Consider the following 19902-nt stretch of genomic DNA (forward strand, 5'->3'; position numbering starts at 1 on the left):
CCGCGGCTCAGGCGGCGCGGGCCTGCCGCCACGACTGCGTCTCGTAGCTGCGGAGCCGCGGCGGCCGGGTCCGCGCGGCGCGGAGCGTGTCGACGTCGAGCTCGGCGAGAAGAGAGTGGGGCAGCGCGCCCGGACGGCACAGCAGCGCGTCGGGCGTCATCGGCTCCAGCGCCAGACCGGCGCTCAGCAGCGCCGCCGGCCGATCCAGCACGACCTGCGCCCAGTCCCGGACCCCCGGCCCGTCCAGCCGCTGCACCGCCCTGCCGTCGACAAGGTCGCTCGCGGCCGCCGTCGCCTCGGGCTCGGCGAACAGGTACTCGACCTCGCTTCCCGCGATCCGCACCCGCTGCTCGGCGGCGACGACGATATCCTCGCGCAGACCGTTGTAGGGCGCCCGCATCAGCACCGGCGCGAAGCCGCCCAGCGCCGGCAGCGGCTGGCGCACGGTCCGCAGCACCCGCGCGGTGCCGCCGTCCGCGGTCAGGACCGTGTCGCCCCGCCTCAGCGCACCGACCGGCGCGGCGCCGGACGGCGACTCGACCGGCAGGTCGGGTGACAGGGTCGGCAGCGGTCCGAGGGGCAGCAGGCCCTCTGCCACGGCGACCGCATCGACCGACGGGTCGATGCGCGTCGCCGCGTCCGTGATCAGACGGTGCAGGTCGCGGACCGGCAGGGGCAGCGGCCGATCGGCCGTCATCGCCCAGAACACGTCCCGGTCGAGAGCATGAACGGCCAGCGCGCCGGGCCCCGCCGCGGCGTCCCAGCGCCAGACGATGCGCAGCTGCTCTCCCGGAATCGCCTGCGTCTCGAGCCGGATCTCCTGGCTGCGCGCGCCCTGGCGGATGACCACCCGCACCCCGCCGCGCGGGTCGGCGCGCAGGACGAAGCCCGGCATGCCCGTTTCCCGGCCGGCGGCGCGCACAAGATTCTGCGCGCTCTCGGTCGCGTCGAAGCGGCACTCGGCCATCAGGGTCCCGCACTCGGCCAGCCCGCTCCCAGGGGAAGATCCGCCCCGCCCGTCCTCGCCGAGCCGCGCCCCGAACCGGTCGCGCATCGCGATCCAGTCCGGCCCGTCCGTGCCCGCCCTCACCTCGGGATCCTGCCTCACCTCGTCGACCATGCCTGAACAATCCCGCCGTCCTGCCGTCATGGTTGCCGACGATTGAGGCGCCCTCCTGCCCCGCCGGAGGTAATCCCTTGTCCTGCCTGTGACCGGAACCGAGCGCGGACGCGCCGCCGGCCACTGGCCAGCCCGCGCACCGCCGGCTAGTCAGGCGGCATGAGCCCCGTCGACCCCGCCGACCTCACCGCCCGCCTCATCCGCTGCCCCTCGGTCACGCCCGAGGAGGGCGGCGCGCTGACGCTGCTGGAGGAGGTGCTGACGGACGCCGGCTTCGCCTGCACCCGCGTGGACCGCGGCGGCACCGCCAACCTCTTCGCCCGGTGGGGCGACAGGGGCGCCGCCCGCAACTTCGGCTTCAACGGCCATACCGACGTCGTGCCGGTCGGCGACCGCGCCGAATGGACCGCCGACCCCTTCGGCGCCGAGGAACGCGACGGCCACCTCTGGGGCCGCGGCGCCGTCGACATGAAGTCCGGCGTCGCCGCCTTCGCCGCCGCCGCCTGCGATTTCGTCCGCGACACGCCCCCGGACGGCGCCGTGATCCTCGCCATCACCGGCGACGAGGAAGGCGACGCGACCGACGGCACCACCGCGCTGCTGGACTGGATGGCGGCGCAGGGCGAGCGCATGGACGCCTGCCTCGTGGGCGAGCCGACCTGCCCCGAGACCTTCGGCGAGATGATGAAGATCGGCCGCCGCGGCTCTCTGAACGCGCATGTCACGGTCACCGGCGTCCAGGGCCACTCCGCCTACCCGCACCGCGCGAGGAATCCGCTGCCCGCGATGGCGCGGCTGATGGACCGCCTCGCGTCGGAGACGCTGGACGAGGGGACCGACCATTTCGACCCCTCGACGCTGGCCGTCGTCACCATCGACACCGGCAACCCGGCCACCAACGTGATCCCCCGCCAGACCCGCGCCACGATTAACATCCGCTTCAACGACCGCCACACCGGCGCCTCGCTGACCGACTGGCTGCGGGAAGAGTGCGACCGCGTCGCGGGGGAGTTCGACGTGACCGTCGACCTCGCCGTGAAGGTCTCCGGCGAAGCCTTCCTCACCCCGCCCGGCCCCCTGTCCGACCTCGTCGCCGCCGCGGTAGAGGCCGAGACCGGCCTGCGCCCCGTCCTCTCCACGTCCGGCGGCACCTCCGACGCCCGCTTCGTCAGGGTGCACTGCCCGGTGGTGGAGTTCGGCCTCGTCGGCCGCGGCATGCACGGCGTCGACGAGAAGGTCGAGATCGCCCAGATCCACGCGCTGAAGGCGGTCTACGCCCGGGTGCTGCGGTCCTTCTTCGCCTGACCCTGTTCCCCTATCTTGCTCCAAATACCTCCGGGGGGAATTGGCCGTCAGGCCAAGGGGGGCAGCGCCCCCTTCCGACGCCCGGTGACGCGCCCCGCCCCCCGTGCTAGGTGCGCCCCCATGAGCGAGCTTCCCACCAAGGACGCGATCCTGAAATGGATCGCCGACAATCCCGGCCTGACCGCCAAGCGCGACATCGCCAAGGCGTTCGGCATCAAGGGCGCGCTGCGGATCGAGCTGAAGCGCATGCTGAAGGAGATGGCCGAGGACGGTCACCTCGAGAAGAAGCGCCACGGCTACCGCGACCCCGAGAAGCTGCCGCCCGTCACCGTCCTGACCGTGCTGGCGCCGACCGCCGACGGCGATCTCTACGCCAAGCCGATGGAATGGCACGGCGAGGGGGCGGAGCCCCGCATCCTGATCCTGCCGCGCGACGGGGACCCGGCGCTCACCGAGGGCGACCGCCTGCTCGGCCGCCTGACCGAGACGCCGGGCGAGGAGCAGGACTACACCGCCCGGATGATCCGCCGCATCGCCGCTGCGCCGAACCGGGTGCTCGGCGTCTACCGCCGCGACGCCGAGGGCGGGCGCATCGTCCCGGTGCAAAAGGGCGAGGGCCGGCAATGGACCGTCGCCAAGGGCGCCGAGAACGGCGCCCGCGACGGCGAGCTGGTGGAGGCCGAGCAGGCCGGCCCCAAGGGCCGCCTCGGCCTGCCGAAGGCGCGGATCGTCCGCCGCCTCGGCGATCCGGCGGCGCCGAAATCCGTATCGCTCATCGCGATCCACGAGCACGGCATCCCCGACGCCTTCCCGCAGGACGTGCTGGACGAGGCCGACGCGGCGAAGCCGGTGGGTCTGAAGGGGCGCGAGGACCTGCAGGACATCGACCTGCTGACCATCGACCCCGAGGACGCCCGCGACCGCGACGACGCGGTCCTCGCGCTGCCCGACGACGAGGCGACGAACCCCGGCGGCTTCGTCCTCTGGGTCGCCATCGCCGACGTGGCGGCCTACGTCCGCCCCGGCTCCGCCCTCGACCGCGAGGCGCGGCTGCGGGGAAACTCCACCTACTTCCCCGACCGGGTGGTGCCGATGCTGCCCGACCGGCTGTCCGGCGACCTCTGCTCGCTGCACCAGGACGTGCCGCGGGCGGTGATCGCGGTGCGGATGCGGATCAACGCGGCGGGCGAGAAGATCGGCCACGACTTCCACCGCGGCCTCATGCGCTCGCGCGGGTCGCTCGCCTACCGCGAGGTGCAGGCGGCGCTGGACGGCGCCCCGTCCGACCGGACCGAGCCGCTGCTGCCGACCCTGCGCACCCTCTACGACGCCTACGCCGCGCTCCGCCGCGCGCGCGAGTCGCGCCAGCCCCTCGACCTCGACCTGCCCGAGCGGCGGATCGAGCTGGACGAGCAGGGCAACGTCACCTCCGTCGCCTTCAAGGAGCGGCTGGACGCGCACCGGCTGATCGAGGAGTTCATGGTCCTCGCCAACGTCGCCGCCGCCGAGACGCTGGTGGCGAAGAAGACGCCGCTGCTCTTCCGCGTCCACGAGGAGCCGGACCCCGAGCGGCTGGAGGCGCTTCGCGAGGTGGCCGAGGCGTCGGGCCTGACGCTGGCCAAGGGGCAGGTGCTGAAGACGGCTCACCTGAACCGGCTTCTGTCGCAGGCCGAGGGCACGGACGAGGCGGAGCTCATCAACATGGCGACCCTCCGCGCCATGACGCAGGCCTACTATAACCCCGAGAACTTCGGCCATTTCGGCCTGGCGCTGCGCAACTACGCGCACTTCACCTCGCCGATCCGCCGCTACTCCGACCTGATCGTGCACCGCGCGCTCATCAGCGCTCACAAGTGGGGCGACGACGGCCTGTCGGCCGAGGACGAGGACACGCTGGAGCGGACGGCCGAACTGATCTCGCAGACCGAGCGGCGCTCGATGGCGGCGGAGCGGGACACGGTGGACCGCTACCTCGCCGCCTACCTCGCCGACCGGATCGGGACCGAGATCGGCGGCCGCGTCGCCGGCATCTCCCGCGCCGGCCTCTTCGTGAAGCTCGACGGGACGGGCGCCGACGCGCTGGTCCCGATGAGCCGGATCGGCGGCGAATACTGGCACTACGACCGCGACAGCCAGAGCCTGATGGGCGCGGACAGCGGCACGGTCATCACGATCGGCCAGCGCGCGCTGGTGCGGCTGGAAGAGGCCGCGCCGGTCTCCGGCGGGCTGATCGCCGAGCTGCTGACGCTCGACGACGCGGCGGTCGGCCGGGGTCCGGCGAAGGGCCGCGGCAAGGGCCGCCCGCCCCGCCGGCCCGGCGAGGCGAAGCGCAAGAAGGGCGTCAGGGACCGCAAGGTCCGGCGCAGCCGGACGCGGCACTAGGGTGTCCCGGCCCATGCGCACCTTTCTCGTCCTTGCCGGCCTTCTCGCGGGCCTCATCGTTCTGAGCATGATCCTTCTGAACCTCTTCGGCCTCGACGGTCGCATCGCGACCGGGATCGTCGCAGGCGTCGCCCTCGTCGCGGGGATCGTGGCGATGAGGCGCGGCTGACCGGGCCGAGGCGGCGTTCCGCCCGCCGCCCCCGCCGGCCCTTTCGTCCCCCTGCCCCGCCGCGCTAGGCTCGCCCCGAGGCAGAACACGAGTGGAGACGGTCATGGCGGTCAATCTGCGCAAGGGCGCGTTCCTGATGGCGGCGCTGGCGCTCGTCGCATCCTGCGGCGGCGCGCCGATGTCGCAGCCGTCCTCGACGGCCCCGGCCCCCGCCCCGGTGGTGCAGGCGACGCCCGCCCAGACCGCCGCCTTCCGCGAGTGGACCGCCGGCTTCCGGCCGCGTGCGCTGAACGCCGGCATCTCCGCCGCCACGTTCGACCGCGCCTTCGCGAACGCGGACTACCGCCCCGACGTGATCGACAGCCAGCGCAACCAGCCCGAGTTCAGTCGCACCCTGCGCCAGTATCTCGGCAACGCCGTCACCGACACCCGCATCGCCGAGGGGCAGCGGATGCTGTCGCAGTACGCCGGCCTGCTGTCCGAGATCGAGGCGCGCTACAACGTCGACCGCGAGGTCGTCGTCGCCATCTGGGGCCTGGAGAGCCAGTACGGCGCCCGCCGCGGCACCATACCCACGGTGGACGCGCTGGCGACGCTGGCGATGGCCGGCTCGCGGTCGTCCTTCTTCGCCGAGCAGCTGGTCGCGGCGCTGCGCATCCTGCAGAACGGCGACGTCACGCCAGAGAGGATGACCGGCAGCTGGGCCGGCGCGATGGGGCACACGCAGTTCATCCCGACCTCGTACCAGTCGCTCGCCGCCGACTTCCGCGGCGACGGACGGCGCGACATCTGGTCTGACGACCCCACCGACGCGCTCGCCTCCACCGCCCGCTACCTGCAGAACTCCGGCTGGCAACGCGGGCGGCCGTGGGGGATCGAGGTGCGGGTGCCGGACGGCGCCTCCACCGGCGGCAGCGCCAGCCCCGACGCCTGGGCGGCGCGCGGCATCGTGGCGGCCGACGGGCGGTCGATCCCGAACTACGGCAGCGCCGAGATCCTGCGCCCCGACGGCGCCTCCGGCCCCGCCTTCATGATCTTCCGCAATGCCGAGGCGATCCGCCGCTACAACAACGCCGCCGCCTACGTGGTGGCGGTCGGCTACCTCAGCGACCGGCTGAAGGGCGGCGCGCCGTTCCAGACGGTCTGGCCCGCCGGCGAGCGCGCGCTGACCGAGCCGGAGCGGATGGAGATCCAGCGCCGCCTCGCCTCCGCCGGCTACTACTCGGACGAGATCGACGGGCGGCTGGGTCCGGCGACGCTCGCCGCGATCCGGGCGTGGCAGCAGGCGAACGGCCAGACGGTGACGGGCGACCCGTCGCTGGCCCTTCTGCGGGCGCTTGGGGGGTAAGGGGCGACGGGCAGGGAACCGGCTGCAATCGGCTTGAAGCGCCAACTCGACACTGGCGTCGAACGCGCGTTCCACGTCCATGCGAGCCTGATCCGTGCCCTCAGGCTCCCAGCCGTGACGACCCCGCCCCGCCCGGAATCAGCCGCGCAAGCGGCTTGGGCAGCGGCTGGCCGCCCCCCCGCCAGCCGCTTCGGTGAGGTTCGTGCGCGCCGGCGAGGTCATCCGGTGCGGCGCAACAAAGCGCGTATCATGACCGTCGGGAGCCGCTGACCGCGGCCACCCGCTGCCCTCCGTCGCTCTGCGCCTATCCAGCTCCAATCGGCCTGAAGGGGCGCCCATTCACTCCACCGCGCAGGTGTCGCGCCCGGCGCAGGCCGTCACCGCCGCCACCTGCTCCTCCGTCGGCGCGACGAACGTCCAGAACCCGCACGGGTCGGCCAGGATCTGCGGCACGCCGTCCTCGCCCACCCGGGCGAAGGCCAGCACCTCGGCCCCGCTGGACAGCTGACCGCACCACGGACCCGCGCACTCCTCCACCACCTCGACGGCCGAGGCGTAGGGGGTCGTGAACCCGTCCGCGGCGAGGGACATCCCCTCGAACCGGCCTTCGGTCCGGAACGTCTCGTCCGGCGGGCCGTCGGTCATGACCAGCCGGTCTGGCCACGCCGCGTCGAAGGAGAGCGTGCCGAGGAGGACGACGTAGCTCTCCTCCGCCGCGTCTGCGGTGCCGTAGGTCCGGGTAGGATTCGGCGGCAGGCAGGACAGGGCCGACGCCGGAAGGGGCGCGAGGGCGCCGAGGAGAAGGGCGAGACAGGAGACGCGCATGGGTGAACTCCGGGATGCAACGTGTGGGGCCGGTATCGTCCCCGGCGCTCCGCTAGACCATATCACGACGCTCGCGCGGGCCGGTGATCGGATGGCGGCGCCGGCGCAGAGGCCGATGTCGCGGACGGGCACCGGGGCAGCTTCATCGTCGCCGGCCACCGCCGGATCAGATGGCCGGCCCCAGTTCTGCCAGCGCGGCCTCGTAGACGCCGCGCTTGAACGGCACGATCAGCGCCAGCGCCTCGTCCGGCGCGACCCAGCGCCAGGACGAGAATTCGGGGTGCGCGGTCTGAAGGTCGATCTCGTCGTCGGTGCCAAGGAACCGCATCAGCACCCAGTGCTGCGACTGGCCGCGATAGCGCCCCTTGAACGCCTTGCCGATCAGCTCGGCCGGCAGGTCGTAGGTCACGGGCTTCTCCGTCACCGCCTCGATCCGGACCCGGGCGGCGGGGAGGCCGATCTCCTCCTCCAGCTCGCGCAGGGCGGCGGTGGGCACGTCCTCGCCCTCGTCGATCCCGCCCTGCGGCATCTGCCAGGCGGGCTCGTCCATGTCGGCGCGCTGCCCGACGAAGACGCGGCCCCGTCCGTCCGCCAGCATCACGCCGACGCAGGGGCGGTAGGGCAGCGCCGCGGCCTCGTCCGGTGTCACTGGTCGGCCGCCGCCTCGGCCCGCTGCTGCATCGGCGCGTTGACCTGCGGCCCCAGCGCCGACAGCCCCTTCAGGATGTCGATCGCATAGGCGAGCTGGTAGTCCTCTTCCCGCAGCGCGGCGGACGCCTCGGCCCGGTCACGCTCTTCCTCGAGAAGCCGCAGCTCGTCCTCGGAGAGCGAGTCGTTGTCCAGTGCGCCGCGCAGGTCCGCCTCGGAGCGGAAGATCGGCGTCGCCGCCTCGTCCTCGGCATCCTCGTCCACCGGTGCCGGCCGGGGTTGTGCGACCAGGATGTCGGGCGCGATGCCCAGCGCCTGGATCGACCGGCCGGACGGCGTGTAGTAGCGCGCCGTCGTCAGCCGCATCGCGGCGTCCCCGCGCAGCGGCATGACCGTCTGGACCGAGCCCTTGCCGAACGACTGCTCGCCCACCACGATCGCGCGGCGGTGGTCCTGAAGGGCGCCGGCCACGATCTCGGACGCCGAGGCGGAGCCGCCGTTGATGAGCACCACGATCGGCAGCCCCTCGATCAGGTCTCCGGGCGTCGCGTTGTAGCGGTCGCCGTCCTCGGGGTCGCGGCCGCGGGTCGACACGATCTCGCCCGCGTCGAGGAAGGCGTCGGCCACGTAGACCGCCTGGTTCAGCAGGCCGCCGGGGTTGTTGCGCAGATCGAGGACGATGCCGTTGATGTTCTCGATGCCGCCGGCGGCGTCGATCTGCTCGGCCAGGCTCTCCTGCATGTTGGGGAAGGTCTGGTCCGAGAAGGTGGTGATCCGCAGGACGACGGTGTGCCCCTCGGTCCGGGCGCGCACCGCCTGCAGGCGGATCGTGTCGCGGATCAGGCTCACGTCGAACGCCTCTTCCTCGCCCTCGCGGACGATGGTGATGACGATCTCGCTGCCCACGGGCCCGCGCATCATCTCGACCGCTTCGTCGAGCGTGAGGCCGAGGACCGACTCGCCGTCGACGGCGGTGATGAAGTCGCCCGCCTCGATGCCCGCGGCGTCGGCCGGGGTGCCGTCCATCGGCGAGACGACCTTCACCCAGCCCTCTTCCTGCGTGACCTCGATGCCGAGGCCGCCGAACTCGCCCCTCGTCTGCACCCGCATCGCGGCGGCGTCCTCGGTCGAGAGATAACCTGAATGGGGGTCGAGAGAGGTGAGCATGCCGTTGATCGCCGCCTCGATCAGCTCGCTCTCGTCGACCTCCTCGACGTACTGGGCGCGGATGCGCTCGAAGATGTCGCCGAACAGGTCGAGCTGCTCGTACACGCTGGACGACTGCTCCTGCGCCAGCAGCGGGCCGGCGACCTGGGTGGTCGCCACGAGGCCGAGGACCACGCCGCCCGCGGCGGCCATCAAGAACTTGCGCATGTCTGCTCTCCCCTCGAAGGCGGCGCCGCGTTCCCGGCGCCCGCCCGTCACTGCCCGATGTCGAACCAGCCCGCCGGGTCCACCGGCGCCTGCCCTTCGCGCACTTCCAGATACAGGGTTTCGGACCGGTTGGCACCGCCACCTGCCCGCGTTTCAGTCAATATCGCGTCAACGCCCGGCGTCTCGCCGCCCATCAGGCCGATCGGCGCGCCCTCCGGCACCACCTGTCCCGCCTCGCCGAAACTCTCGGCCAGTCCGGCGAAGATCATCAGGACGTCCGGCGCAGGTTCGAGGATCAGCACGTTGCCGTAGTCGAGGAGCGGGCCGCGGAAGCGGATCGTCGCGGCGGCGGGACTCGTCACGAGCGCCCGCGGCGGCGTGGCGACGATGATCCCGGGCCGCTGGACGCCCGAGGCGTCGGCCTCGCCGGCGCCGCGGATCACCCGGCCCTCCACCGGCAGACGCAGGGTGCCCTTCCGCTGGGTCGCGTCGGGGATGATGTTGCGCAGTTCGCGGTCCACCGTCTCGGCGAGGCCGCCGGCGAAGGCGTCCAGCGTCTCGGTCGACGCGACGAGGAGAGCGGTCCGGACCGGATCCTCGGTGAAGCGGCGGGGCAGGTCCTCGCGGTTCTGCGCCGCCTCGGCCAGCGCCGCCCGCGCCTCCTGCGCGCCTTCCAGACCCTCGGCCAGCGTGCCGGCCGCCGAATCCTGCAGCGCCCGCAGCTCGGACAGTTCCTGCAGGTCCTCCTTCAGCGCATCCACGCGGGCCTGGATCGCCGGTGCCACGTCGGCGGCCAGCAGGCCGCCCCGGGCCGTGCCCAGCGGCCCGTTCGGATGCAGCAGCAGCATCGGCGCCGGCGCCCGCGCCATCGTCTGCAACGTGGCGAGCAGTTCCGACAGATCCTCCTCCTGCCCCGCCAGCTCGGCCTCCAGCGACTGCTGGCGGATCGCCACCCGGCGCAGGCCCTCGCGCAGGGCGGTCAGCCCCTCCTCGTAGGCGCGGACCGTCTCGCTCAGCGCCTCGATCCGCTCGGTCGCGCCCTCGCCCGCGCCGGCCAGACGCTCGCCCGCCGCCGCCAGCCGCTCGGCCGCGTCGCGGGCGGCCGCGGCGGTATCCACCTCGGCCAGCGCCGGCAGCGTCAACAAGACAGCGGCGCCCGCCGCGAGCAGGCGCCTCATCGCACCAGCAGGCTCCGCCCCGTCATCTCGGGCGGCAGCTCCACCCCCATCAGGTCCAGCAGCGTGGGCGCCAGGTCCGCCAGCCGCCCGTCCCGCAGGCCGGTCACCCCCTCCGGCGCGCCGACGACGACCACCGGCACCGGGTTCGTCGTGTGCGCCGTGTGCGGCTTGCCGGTCTCGGGGTCGACCATCGTCTCGCAATTGCCGTGGTCGGCGGTGACGACCATCGCGCCGCCCGCCGCCTCCAGCGCCTCCAGCGCGCGGCCGAGCCCCTGGTCCACCGCCTCGCAGGCGGCGATGGCGGCATCGATATCGCCGGTGTGCCCCACCATGTCCGGGTTCGCGTAGTTCACGACGATCAGGTCGTACCCGGCCTCGATGGCGCCCACGAAGGCGTCCGACACCTCGCCCGCGCTCATCTCGGGCTGCAGGTCGTAGGTCGCGACGTCTGGCGACTTCGGCATCTTGCGGTCCTCGCCGGCGAACGGCTCCTCGCGCCCGCCGTTGAGGAAGAAGGTCACGTGCGGGTACTTCTCGGTCTCTGCCAGCCGGAACTGCCGCAACCCCCTGGCCGCGACCCACTCGCCGATCGTGTTCACGATCTCCTGCTTGGGAAAGACGGTCGTGTACCAGGCGTCGTGGTCTTCGGAATAGTCCACCATCCCCAGCCGCGCCGCCAACTCCGGCACCGGCCCGCGGTCGAAGCCGTCGAAGTCCGGGGCGGCGATGGCGCGCAGGATCTCCCGCGCCCGGTCGGCGCGGAAGTTGGTGCAGAACACGCCGTCCGCCGGCGTCATCCCCGAGTAGTCGCCGATCACCGTCGCCTGGATGAACTCGTCGCCCTCGTCCGCGGCATAGGCCTTGTCCACCGCCTCCTCTGCGCTGTCCGCCGTCCGCTCGCCGCGCCCTTCGACCATCGCGCGGTACGCCGTCTCGACCCGGCCCCAGCGGTTGTCCCGGTCCATCGCGAAATACCGCCCCGTCACCGTCCCGACGATGGCGCCCTGGGGCAGGCCCGAGGTCAGCGTCGGCATGAACCCGTCGGCCGAGCGCGGCGGCACGTCCCGCCCGTCGGTGATCGCGTGGATCACCACCGGCACGCCCGCCTCGGCCACGATCCGCGCGGCGGCGAGGACGTGGGCGATGTGCCCGTGCACCCCGCCGTCCGAGATCACGCCCAGGATGTGGGCCGTCCCGCCGCTCTCCTTCAGCGTCTCGATGAAGTCCCGCAGCGCCGGCCGCTCCTCGAACGAATGCTCCTCGATGGCGAGGTCGATCTGGCCCAGATCCATCGCCACCACGCGGCCCGCGCCGATGTTGGTGTGCCCGACCTCGGAATTGCCCATCTGCCCCTTCGGCAGGCCGACGTCGGGACCGAACGTGGTCAGCGTCGCGTGCGGGCAGGTCGCCATGATCCGGTCGAAGGCGGGCGTGTCGGCCAGCGCGGGCGCGTTCGCCTCGCGCGCCTCGCGCAGGCCCCATCCGTCGAGGATGCACAGGACGACGGGCTTGGGATGGCTCATGGCTGGCTCTCCTCGGGCCGGACGGGGACGTTCTAGGCGCGCCCGCGGATGCATGCAAACACGCCCGCTCCCCTATCTTGCATTCAAATACCTCCGGGGTGAGCCGAACGCGAGGGGCAGCGCCCCTCACCCGAGCCGCCTCCGGCGGCGAGACAGGGGAACGCGCCGTCAGGCGCTCCGCCGGATCACGCCCGGTGATAGGGCGTGCGTGCGAGGATCTGCCCCGCCCGGTACAGCTGCTCGGCCAGCATCACGCGGACCAGCATGTGCGGCCAGACCATCGCCCCGAAGGACAGGACCGCGTCCGCCCGGTTCCGCAGGCCCGGGTCCAGTCCGTCCGCCCCGCCGATCACGAAGGCCGCCGTCGCCCGGCCCGCGTCGCGCCAGCCGCCGAGCAGATTCGCGAACTCCGGCGAGGACATCGTCCGCCCCCGCTCGTCCAGCGCGCAGACCGCCGCGCCGTCCGGGATCGCCCGCGCCAGCAGTGCCCCCTCCGCCGCCATCCCGCCGCCCTTGCGGTCGTCCACCTCCACGACCGACGCCGGGCCGAGGCCGAGGGCCCGCCCGGAGCGGTCGAAGCGTTGCAGGTAGTCGTCCACCAGGTCGCGCTCCGGCCCCGCCCGGAGGCGGCCGACGGCGCCGACGAGGACCTTCACGTCAGCGGAACTTGGCCGCGCGCGCCTCGGCGGTGGTGGCGGCGGGCGCCCACATCTTCTCGAGCTGGTAGAACTCGCGCACCTCGGGGCGGAAGACGTGGACGACGACGTCGCCGGTGTCGATCAGCACCCAATCCGCGGCCTCCTTGCCTTCCATCTTGGCGACGAGGCCGAATTCCTGCTTCAGCCGGTCGGCCAGCTTCTCGGCGATCGCGGCGACCTGGCGGGTCGAGCGGCCCGAGGCAATGACCATCCAGTCGCCCATGTCGGAGCGACCGCGCAGGTCGATCTGCACGACGTCTTCGGCCTTGTCATCGTCGAGGGAGGCGAGGATCGCTTGCAGCAGCTGATCGCTTGTGTAGGTGGCGCGGCTCGTCATGCGTGCGCCGGTCGAACTGGCGGCTCCGGCCGCCGGGTGGGTCTGGGACAGGTCATCGTCCTCCGGGTTGCACGCCGTGAAACGCGGCCCCGGCGCCGGGCTCTGGCTCGAATGTAGCCGCCGTCGCGCGACATTTCAATGAAACGGGACGCGCCGTCCCGCGTCCCGTTTCCGCATCGGCACGACCCCGAGCGTCCGGACTTTTCCGCTGCGTCCGTCTGCGCTATGACGACCCCGTCAGAGAAGGAGGGGAGCCCCGTGCACGCGCGCCGGTTCCACGATCGCACCCGAGGCCCCGTCGCCGCCCTGCGGACCCGTTCGCAGGGCTGACCCCGAGGCTTCGTCCGACCGGTCAGTCCGTCCGGCGCCCCCGTGCGCCACGCCTCTCTTCGACTGGACAGACCCCATGAGCCTTCTCGCCCTCTCCGCCCTCACCCTCACCCGTGGCGACACGCTGTTCGCCGGCCTCGACCTGACCATCGCCCGCGGCGACCGGATCGGCCTCGTCGCCGCCAACGGCCGCGGCAAGTCCTCCCTCCTGCGCCTCCTCGCCGGCGGCGACGAGGCGACCTCGGGCACGCTCACCCGCGGCCGCGGCTGCCTCGTCGCGCTGGTGCCGCAGGACCCGCCGGAGGAGTTGCTGCCGCTGCCCCTCGCCGCCGTCGCCGCCTCGTTGCTGGACGCCGAGACGGCGGAGACCGAGAGCTGGCGGGCCGAGATCGCGATGGACGACCTGGAGATCCCGCGCGACCTGCGCGAGCGGCCGCTCGGCGCGCTGTCCGGCGGCTGGCAGCGGATGGCCCTGCTCGCCCGGGCGGCGGTGCTGGAGCCGGACCTCCTGCTCCTCGACGAGCCCACGAACCACCTCGACCTCGCCCGCATCGGCCTCGTCCAGCGGTGGCTGGCCGCGCTGCCGAACGGCACCGCCGTCCTCGCCGCCAGCCACGACCGCGCCTTCCTCGACGCCGTGACCACCCGCACCCTGTTCCTGCGCCCCGAGACGTCGGCGGAGTTCGCCCTGCCCTACTCCGCCGCCCGCGGCGCGCTGGACGAGCGGGACGCGGCGGCCGACCGCGCCTTCGCCAACGAGATGAAGAAGGTGAAACAGCTGCGCCAGCAGGCGGCGAAGCTGAAGAACATCGGCATCAACTCCGGCTCGGACCTGCTGGTCACCAAGACCAAGCAGCTGACCGACCGCGCCGCCAAGCTCGAGGAGGCCGCCCGCCCCGCGCACCAGGAACGCTCCGCCGGCGCGATCCGGCTGACCAACTCCGGCACCCACGCCAGGGCGCTCCTGTCGTTCGAGGAGACGGAGATCGCCGCGCCGGACGGCCGCGTCCTGTTCCGCCTGCCCCGCATGTGGGTGGAGCAGGGCGACCGCGTCGCCCTCCTCGGCCCCAACGGCGCCGGCAAGACGCGGCTGATGGACCGGGTGACGAAGGCGCTCGCCGGCGGCGATCCGGCGATCCGGCCCGCCGCGTCGGTCGTCGCCGGCGTTTCGGACCAGGCGCTCGACCAGCTGGCCGGGTTCGACACCCCGTGGGAGGTCGTCTCCCGCGACTTCGACCACGGCGACGCCCGCTCCCGCGCGATGCTGGCGAGCGCGGGGATCGTCGTCGACCTGCAGCGCACTCCGCTGTCCCGCCTGTCCGGAGGCCAGCTCGCCCGCCTCGCCCTGCTGCGCCTGCGGCTGGAGCGGCCGAACCTCTACCTGCTCGACGAGCCTACGAACCACCTCGACATCGAGGGGCAGGAGGCGCTGGAGACCGAGCTGCTGGAGCAGGGCGCGACGGCGCTGCTGGTCAGCCACGACCGCGCCTTCTTCCGCGCGGTGGCGACGCGGGTGTGGGTCATCGACGGCAAGCGGCTGGTCGAGGTGGACGACCCCGACCCCGTCTTCGACCGGCTGATGGACGGCTAGGGCTTCGACAGGCGCAGGAGGGCGGCGCCGAGGATCGTGACGAAGGTCGAGACGAGCTTCGGCAGGTCCAGCCGCTCTCCCATCAGCCCGACGCCGATCAGCAGCGCAAAGACGATGGACGTCTCGCGCAGCGCCGTCACCAGCGCCAGCGGCGCCTGGGTGAACGCCCAGACGACGATGACGTAGGCGACGAACGACGCGCTGCCGCCGATCCAGAAGGTCCGCCGCGCCTCGCCCCGTGCCAGCCGGGCCAGAAGGCCCGGCCGACGCCACGCCATGAAGGCGGCGAAGACCACCGCGTTCACCAGCGCCAGCACCGAGAAGTAGCCGAGCGCGGTCCCCGCCAGCCGCGCCCCTGTCCCGTCCGACAGCGAATAGGCCGCGATGAACCCGCCCACGATGAGCGCGAGGCCCGTCGCCTTGCCGTTGCGCTGCCCGTCCCGGCTGCGCACGAGCCCCAGCGAGACGAGGCCCGCGGTGATGACCCCGACCGCCAGCATCTCCGTCCCCGTCAGGTGCGCGCCCATCAGGCCGACGGTGACCAGCGCCACCACCAGCGGGCCGGTGCCGCGGGCGATCGGATAGACCTGCGTCAGGTCGCCGTGGCGGTAGGCATTCATCAGGAAGACCTGGTAGCCGAAATGCAGCACGATCGAGAGGCCGACGAACGGCCAGCTCTCCGGCGCCGGCAGGGGGGCGACGAACAGCAGCGTCAGCGCGGCGAGCGGCGCGTGGCCGACAACGACCGCGGTCATCGACAGCTCCTTGTCGCCGCCGCCCTTGGCCAGCGCGTTCCACACCGCGTGCAGGATGGCGGCGAGGATGACCGCCAGAAAGACCGTGCCGCTCATGCCGTTGCCTCCTGCCTGCCGCCGTTCGACCACGACGCGGCGGGATTGGAAAGGGAGAACGGCGGCGGACCACCGCGCGGCACGCCGCACGGTCCACCCGTCCCGGCCCTGGGCCGAGAGCGCGCCACCACGGGGGCGCGCGGCCCGGGGAGCGCCCGGTCTTCAGCCGGCGTCCGCGAACAGCCCGTCGATGCGGGCGTAGCTGTCCTCCATCCCGTGTTCCATGCCGGACGCGAGCATCGCCGCCCGCGACTCGGCGTTCGGAAGGCGCATCCGCGCGGTCAGGAGGGTGCCGCCGTCGGCCGTGGGCTCGAAGGTCGTCGTGATCTCGTTGTCCGGCGTCGGGTCCGGCAGGTGCATCCGCTCGACGTGGACGATGCGGGAATGCGGCACCAGCTCACGGAACTCCCCGGTCAGGTGGAAGCCGCCCTCGCCGCCGCCCGCGGGCGCCCAGTCGTAGCGGATCGCGCCGCCCGGGCGGGGATCGCACTCGCAGCGGGGCATCTCCCAGCCGTCGGGGCCGGTCATCCAGCGGCGGATCAGGTCCGGCTCGACATGGGCGCGATAGACGAGCTCGGGCGGGGCGGCGAAGCGTCGGGTGACGACGACCTCGGTGTCGCCCTCGGTGGCGAGGGTCAGGCGGGTCGGGGCGTTCATGGGGCATCCTTTCGTTGCAGGTTGGCGAGGAGGGTGTCGAGTCGGTCGTAGTTCGCGGCGAAGGTCTCGCGCAGGCGCGTGCACCAGGCCTCGATCTCGCCCAGCGCATCGGGGTTGAGGCAACAGGGCCGGCGCGTCCCCTCGGCGCGGCGCAGGATCAGGCCGGCGCCTTCCAGCACCTTGAGGTGGCGGGTGACGGCCGGCTGGCTGATCTCGAACGGCTCGGCCAGTTCCATCACGCCGGCCTCGCCCTCGGCGAGGCGGGCGAGAATGGCGCGACGGGTCGGGTCGGCGAGGGCGGCGAAGAGGGTGTCGGTTCTATTCATACGACTCATGTTATATAATTCTTATGTAATGTAAAGCGCCTTCGCGGCACGACCGTGCGCAGCGGGCCGGGCCTCGCGCAGGGCGCGAACGCTCGGGCGGAAGCCGGACGGAAACCGCAATGGAGCGTCGAAATCCGGTCAGTCGCCGGAGACGGGACGGTCGGCCCGGGACGGGCGGGCGACCCCCAGCGTCGAGCCGTCCAGCACCTTCACCTCGCGCTGCGGGAACGGGATGGAGATGCCGTTCGCCTGGAACGCGTCCCACAGCGCGAGGTACACGTTGCCGCGGATGTTGGTGAGGCCTCCGGTCGGGTCGGTGATCCAGAACCGCAGGATGTAGTCCACCGACGAATCGCCGAAGCCGACGATGTGGCAGACCGGCGGCCGGTCGGCGAGGACGCGGGGCACCGCGCTCGTCGCCTCGATCGCGATACGGCGCACGTCGTGCGGATTGTCGCCGTAGGACGTGCCGAAATAGATGTCGAGCCGGACGAACCTGTCCTTGTGGGACCAGTTCACCACCTGACCGGTGATGAGATCCTCGTTCGGAATCAGGTACTCCTTGCCGTCCCGCGTGGTGATCGAGACGTAGCGGGCGCCCAGCGTCGTGATCCAGCCGAACGTCTCGCCGAGCGAGATCACGTCGCCCGGCTTGATCGACTTGTCGAGCAGCAGGATCACCCCCGAGACGAGGTTCGACACCACCTTCTGCAGGCCGAAGCCGAGGCCGACGCCGATCGCGCCCGACAGCACGGCGAAGCCGGTCAGGTCCACCCCGATCACCCGCAGCCCGATCAGGAAGGCCACGGTGAAGAACACGATCTGCAGGACCTTGACCGCGAGGACCTGCATCGACGGGCTGATGTCCTCGTTCGCGCGGATCCGGGACGCGGACGAGCGCGCGAGGAACTGCGCCACGAACAGCAGCACCCCGAGCCAAAACACCGCCCGCACCACCAGCCACAGCGACAGCCGCAGGTCGCCGAGCTGGACCGCGGCGCCGTCGAGGACGCGCACCGCCTCTTCCGTCAGGCCGAGGATCCGCAGCGTGATCCAGATCCAGGCGGACCAGCGGATCATCGACCGCAGCAGCGGATTCCCGATCAGCCGGGTCGCGAAGACGACGATCAGCCATGCCGTCGCGAGGTTCGCCGCGACCCCCAGGAGGTAGGACCGCGACGGCCACGTCGCCTCGCGCATGACCCAGACGACGAGCCACAGCAGGAGGACGAACCAAAACGCCCGCAGCCGCTTGTGCAGGACGACCAGGTAGCGCATCCGCCACATCGGCCAGTCGCGGCGCGAGCGCATCCAGTCGTGGAGCGGCGGCGCCGTGAGCCGCTTCAGCAGCGTCGCGGCGAGGAAGACGGCGAGCAGGATCAGCAGCTGGTACAGGTTCCACTCCCGCATCAGCCCGATCAGGAACAGCTCGATCTGGCCGAGGATGTCCTGACCGATCCCGAGCAGCTCCTGTGTCGTGGTCTGGTCCATGCCTCTCCCCTGCCGGGGAAATGATGGTGCGGCGGTGGCTTGGCGGCAAGTCGCGGGGTCGGGGGCGGTCCGGGTCGCCAGCGCCCGGCGTCCGGCCGCGGCCCGTCCGGACACCGGCGCCATCGGCCGACCGCCCGACGGCACTCGCCCCGGCTCCCGGTCCGTCGCTCCTGCCCTTGGCGCCCGCCGCCGCGCCGCCTAGGGTGGCGGCCATTGTCCAGCCGATTGATCCGATGCGCCTTCTCCGTCTCCTCCTCCTCGTCGCCCTCGCCCTCGCCGCCCCGGCCCTGACCGCGCAGGACGCGGGCGGACCCAACGGCCAGATCGCGGCCGAAAGCGACGCCGTCCTCGACGCCGACATCGCGGTGCGCATCCGAGAGATCCTGGCCGAGCTCGGCGGCTACGACGACGTGACCGTGCAGGTTTCCGAGGGAATCGTCCGGCTGCGCGGCACCGCGACGTCGCTGACCGACATCGAGGCGCTCGACGCGCTCGTCGGCCGGGTCGAGGGCGTCGTCGCGATCCGCAACCAGGTGACCGAGACGACGGACATCGGCCGCCGCCTGAACCCCGCGCTCGAGCGGTTCCGCGGGCGGCTCGACCAGTTCGTCACCTCGCTGCCGCTCGTCCTGATCGCGGGGGCCGCCTTCGCCCTCATCGCCTTCGTCGGACACCTGCTGTCGAACCGGGTCCGGCTGTGGCAGCGGATCGCGCCCAACGCCTTCATCGCCTCGCTCTACGCGCAGGTGGTGATGATCGTCTTCGTCGTCGGCGGCGTCGTTGTCGCGCTCGACGTCCTCAACGCCTCGGCGCTTCTCGGCACCATCCTCGGCGCGGCGGGCATCGTCGGCCTCGCCGTCGGCTTCGCGGTGAAGGACACGGTCGAGAACTACATCGCCTCGATCATGCTCTCGATCCGCCAGCCGTTCCGGCCCAACGACGTGATCGAGCTGAACGGCGACGAGGGCAAGGTGATCCGGATGACCAGCCGCGCGACGATCCTGCTGTCGTTCGACGGCAACCAGATCCGGATCCCCAACGCCATCGTCTTCAAGAGCCGGATCGTGAACTACACGCTGAACCCCGAAAGACGGTTCAAGTTCTCGCTCTGGGTCGCGACGGACAGCGACCTCGCGCTGGCGCTCACGACGGCGCAGGACGTGGTGAAGGGGCTGCCGTTCACCCTGGCCGTCCCTGCCTCGGACGCCTGGATCGAGGGCGTGACCGACCGCGGGGTCGAGATCGTCACCGTGGGCTGGATCGACCAGCGCGGGACGTCGCTGCTGCGTGCCAAGGGCGAGGCGCTGCGCCTGGTGAAGCTGGCGCTGGCCGAAGCGGGGATCGGCCTCTACGACACCTCGCTCACCGTCCGCCTGCCCGGCGAGGACCAGGCCCCCGCCCCCGCCGCCCCGGCCGAGAGCCGCGAGGTCAAGGAGGTCGGCGAGATCACCCAGACCGCGCTTGACGACATCGCCGCGGCCGAGCGCGACAAGGCCGAGACGCAGGACTTCCTGACCGAGGACGCCAGGGCGGAGTGAACGCCGGAAAATGGGGTTGATCGTCCCGCGGGGCCGACGTAGACAGCCCCCGCTGATGGGGAGTGGCGCAACGGTAGCGCGACGGTTTTTGGTACCGCAGGTTGCAGGTTCGAATCCTGCCTCCCCAGCCAGCACTCCCCCGCATCCCCTGTCGCGCCTGACTGACGAGGCTGCCCGCACGCCGCGCCGACTGGCCTTCGGTAAGGCTGGA

At 72.3% G+C, this 19902-nt stretch carries 18 protein-coding genes and 1 tRNA gene; 7 read left to right on the forward strand and 12 right to left on the reverse strand.

Features of this window, described 5'->3' with window-relative positions; genetic code table 11:
* Nucleotides 1–7 precede the first annotated feature (7 nt).
* A complete protein-coding gene (locus A37W_RS22710) occupies nt 8–1120 on the reverse strand; it encodes a Hint domain-containing protein (protein ID WP_018301916.1) in 1113 nt (370 codons plus the stop codon).
* A 159-nt stretch (nt 1121–1279) separates the two neighbouring features.
* Here A37W_RS22710 and dapE point away from each other — a divergent pair, with 159 nt between their 5' ends.
* From dapE to A37W_RS0104955, 4 genes are all read left to right on the forward strand, one after another.
* Nucleotides 1280–2425, forward strand: coding sequence for a succinyl-diaminopimelate desuccinylase (dapE, locus tag A37W_RS0104940; RefSeq protein ID WP_018301917.1), 1146 nt, complete (start codon nt 1280–1282; stop codon nt 2423–2425).
* A 120-nt stretch (nt 2426–2545) separates the two neighbouring features.
* Nucleotides 2546–4807, forward strand: coding sequence for a ribonuclease R (rnr, locus tag A37W_RS0104945; RefSeq protein WP_018301918.1), 2262 nt, complete (start codon nt 2546–2548; stop codon nt 4805–4807).
* A 13-nt stretch (nt 4808–4820) separates the two neighbouring features.
* Nucleotides 4821–4976, forward strand: coding sequence for a hypothetical protein (locus tag A37W_RS23660; RefSeq protein WP_018301919.1), 156 nt, complete (start codon nt 4821–4823; stop codon nt 4974–4976).
* 103 nt (nt 4977–5079) lie between these two features.
* Entirely contained in the window at nt 5080–6324 is a 1245-nt protein-coding gene (locus tag A37W_RS0104955) for a lytic murein transglycosylase (RefSeq protein WP_026198304.1), read from the forward strand.
* A 339-nt stretch (nt 6325–6663) separates the two neighbouring features.
* Here the strand turns inward: A37W_RS0104955 and A37W_RS20995 are convergent, their stop codons facing one another.
* The 7 genes from A37W_RS20995 to rsfS form a co-directional block, all read right to left on the reverse strand.
* A complete protein-coding gene (locus A37W_RS20995) occupies nt 6664–7149 on the reverse strand; it encodes a hypothetical protein (RefSeq protein ID WP_018301921.1) in 486 nt (161 codons plus the stop codon).
* Nucleotides 7150–7315: 166 nt separating this feature from the next.
* Nucleotides 7316–7798, reverse strand: a complete 483-nt coding sequence (locus A37W_RS0104965) for an RNA pyrophosphohydrolase (RefSeq protein WP_018301922.1) — start codon at nt 7796–7798, stop codon at nt 7316–7318.
* Complete coding sequence (locus A37W_RS0104970; RefSeq protein ID WP_018301923.1) at nt 7795–9171, reverse strand: S41 family peptidase; 1377 nt, start codon at nt 9169–9171, stop codon at nt 7795–7797. The genes A37W_RS0104965 and A37W_RS0104970 overlap by 4 nt, the downstream gene beginning before the upstream one ends.
* A gap of 47 nt (nt 9172–9218) precedes the next feature.
* Nucleotides 9219–10349, reverse strand: coding sequence for a murein hydrolase activator EnvC family protein (locus tag A37W_RS0104975; protein ID WP_018301924.1), 1131 nt, complete (start codon nt 10347–10349; stop codon nt 9219–9221).
* Nucleotides 10346–11872 carry a 2,3-bisphosphoglycerate-independent phosphoglycerate mutase gene (gene gpmI / locus A37W_RS0104980; protein ID WP_018301925.1) on the reverse strand — a complete coding sequence of 509 codons (1527 nt, stop codon included), beginning with the start codon at nt 11870–11872 and terminating at the stop codon, nt 10346–10348. Before gpmI ends, A37W_RS0104975 begins: the two co-directional genes overlap by 4 nt.
* A 185-nt stretch (nt 11873–12057) precedes the next feature.
* A complete protein-coding gene (gene rlmH / locus A37W_RS0104985) occupies nt 12058–12528 on the reverse strand; it encodes a 23S rRNA (pseudouridine(1915)-N(3))-methyltransferase RlmH (protein WP_018301926.1) in 471 nt (156 codons plus the stop codon).
* A gap of 1 nt (nt 12529) precedes the next feature.
* The gene (gene rsfS, locus A37W_RS0104990; RefSeq protein ID WP_018301927.1) at nt 12530–12907 is read right to left on the reverse strand and encodes a ribosome silencing factor; all 378 of its coding nucleotides are present in this window, start codon (nt 12905–12907) and stop codon (nt 12530–12532) included.
* Nucleotides 12908–13313: 406 nt separating this feature from the next.
* Here rsfS and A37W_RS0104995 point away from each other — a divergent pair, with 406 nt between their 5' ends.
* Nucleotides 13314–14828 carry an ATP-binding cassette domain-containing protein gene (locus A37W_RS0104995; RefSeq protein ID WP_018301928.1) on the forward strand — a complete coding sequence of 505 codons (1515 nt, stop codon included), beginning with the start codon at nt 13314–13316 and terminating at the stop codon, nt 14826–14828.
* On the opposite strand, the gene A37W_RS0105000 is transcribed toward A37W_RS0104995, so the two are convergent.
* The 4 genes from A37W_RS0105000 to A37W_RS0105015 form a co-directional block, all read right to left on the reverse strand.
* Nucleotides 14825–15679 (reverse strand): EamA family transporter, encoded by an 855-nt coding sequence (locus A37W_RS0105000; RefSeq protein ID WP_018301929.1) that lies wholly within the window; start codon nt 15677–15679, stop codon nt 14825–14827. The genes A37W_RS0104995 and A37W_RS0105000 overlap by 4 nt on opposite strands.
* A 162-nt stretch (nt 15680–15841) precedes the next feature.
* Complete coding sequence (locus A37W_RS0105005; protein WP_018301930.1) at nt 15842–16336, reverse strand: SRPBCC domain-containing protein; 495 nt, start codon at nt 16334–16336, stop codon at nt 15842–15844.
* Nucleotides 16333–16662: an ArsR/SmtB family transcription factor gene (locus tag A37W_RS0105010; RefSeq protein ID WP_018301931.1), complete on the reverse strand. Its 330-nt coding sequence runs from the start codon at nt 16660–16662 to the stop codon at nt 16333–16335. The genes A37W_RS0105005 and A37W_RS0105010 overlap by 4 nt, the downstream gene beginning before the upstream one ends.
* 138 nt (nt 16663–16800) lie before the next feature.
* The gene (locus A37W_RS0105015; RefSeq protein WP_018301932.1) at nt 16801–18153 is read right to left on the reverse strand and encodes a mechanosensitive ion channel family protein; all 1353 of its coding nucleotides are present in this window, start codon (nt 18151–18153) and stop codon (nt 16801–16803) included.
* Nucleotides 18154–18386: 233 nt separating this feature from the next.
* On the opposite strand from A37W_RS0105015, the gene A37W_RS0105020 reads away from it, so the two are divergent.
* Both A37W_RS0105020 and A37W_RS0105025 read left to right on the forward strand, forming a co-directional pair.
* A complete protein-coding gene (locus A37W_RS0105020) occupies nt 18387–19691 on the forward strand; it encodes a mechanosensitive ion channel family protein (protein ID WP_018301933.1) in 1305 nt (434 codons plus the stop codon).
* A gap of 56 nt (nt 19692–19747) precedes the next feature.
* Nucleotides 19748–19822, forward strand: a tRNA-Gln gene (locus tag A37W_RS0105025).
* The last annotated feature ends 80 nt before the right edge of the window (nt 19823–19902 follow it).

The sequence above is a fragment of the Wenxinia marina DSM 24838 genome (genome assembly GCF_000379485.1).
GTDB classification, from domain to species: Bacteria; Pseudomonadota; Alphaproteobacteria; order Rhodobacterales; family Rhodobacteraceae; genus Wenxinia; species Wenxinia marina.

Coding starts and splice junctions, on each gene's coding strand:
- rsfS (WP_018301927.1), bottom strand. CDS start 12,907: ATGACGAGCCGCGCCACCTACACAAGCGATCAGCTGCTGCAAGCGATC.
- A37W_RS0104995 (WP_018301928.1), top strand. CDS start 13,314: ATGAGCCTTCTCGCCCTCTCCGCCCTCACCCTCACCCGTGGCGACACG.
- A37W_RS0105000 (WP_018301929.1), bottom strand. CDS start 15,679: ATGAGCGGCACGGTCTTTCTGGCGGTCATCCTCGCCGCCATCCTGCAC.
- A37W_RS22710 (WP_018301916.1), bottom strand. CDS start 1,120: ATGGTCGACGAGGTGAGGCAGGATCCCGAGGTGAGGGCGGGCACGGAC.
- A37W_RS0105020 (WP_018301933.1), top strand. CDS start 18,387: ATGCGCCTTCTCCGTCTCCTCCTCCTCGTCGCCCTCGCCCTCGCCGCC.
- A37W_RS0105005 (WP_018301930.1), bottom strand. CDS start 16,336: ATGAACGCCCCGACCCGCCTGACCCTCGCCACCGAGGGCGACACCGAG.
- A37W_RS0104955 (WP_026198304.1), top strand. CDS start 5,080: ATGGCGGTCAATCTGCGCAAGGGCGCGTTCCTGATGGCGGCGCTGGCG.
- A37W_RS0105015 (WP_018301932.1), bottom strand. CDS start 18,153: ATGGACCAGACCACGACACAGGAGCTGCTCGGGATCGGTCAGGACATC.
- A37W_RS23660 (WP_018301919.1), top strand. CDS start 4,821: ATGCGCACCTTTCTCGTCCTTGCCGGCCTTCTCGCGGGCCTCATCGTT.
- A37W_RS20995 (WP_018301921.1), bottom strand. CDS start 7,149: ATGCGCGTCTCCTGTCTCGCCCTTCTCCTCGGCGCCCTCGCGCCCCTT.
- A37W_RS0104970 (WP_018301923.1), bottom strand. CDS start 9,171: ATGCGCAAGTTCTTGATGGCCGCCGCGGGCGGCGTGGTCCTCGGCCTC.
- A37W_RS0105010 (WP_018301931.1), bottom strand. CDS start 16,662: ATGAATAGAACCGACACCCTCTTCGCCGCCCTCGCCGACCCGACCCGT.
- rnr (WP_018301918.1), top strand. CDS start 2,546: ATGAGCGAGCTTCCCACCAAGGACGCGATCCTGAAATGGATCGCCGAC.
- dapE (WP_018301917.1), top strand. CDS start 1,280: ATGAGCCCCGTCGACCCCGCCGACCTCACCGCCCGCCTCATCCGCTGC.
- gpmI (WP_018301925.1), bottom strand. CDS start 11,872: ATGAGCCATCCCAAGCCCGTCGTCCTGTGCATCCTCGACGGATGGGGC.
- A37W_RS0104975 (WP_018301924.1), bottom strand. CDS start 10,349: ATGAGGCGCCTGCTCGCGGCGGGCGCCGCTGTCTTGTTGACGCTGCCG.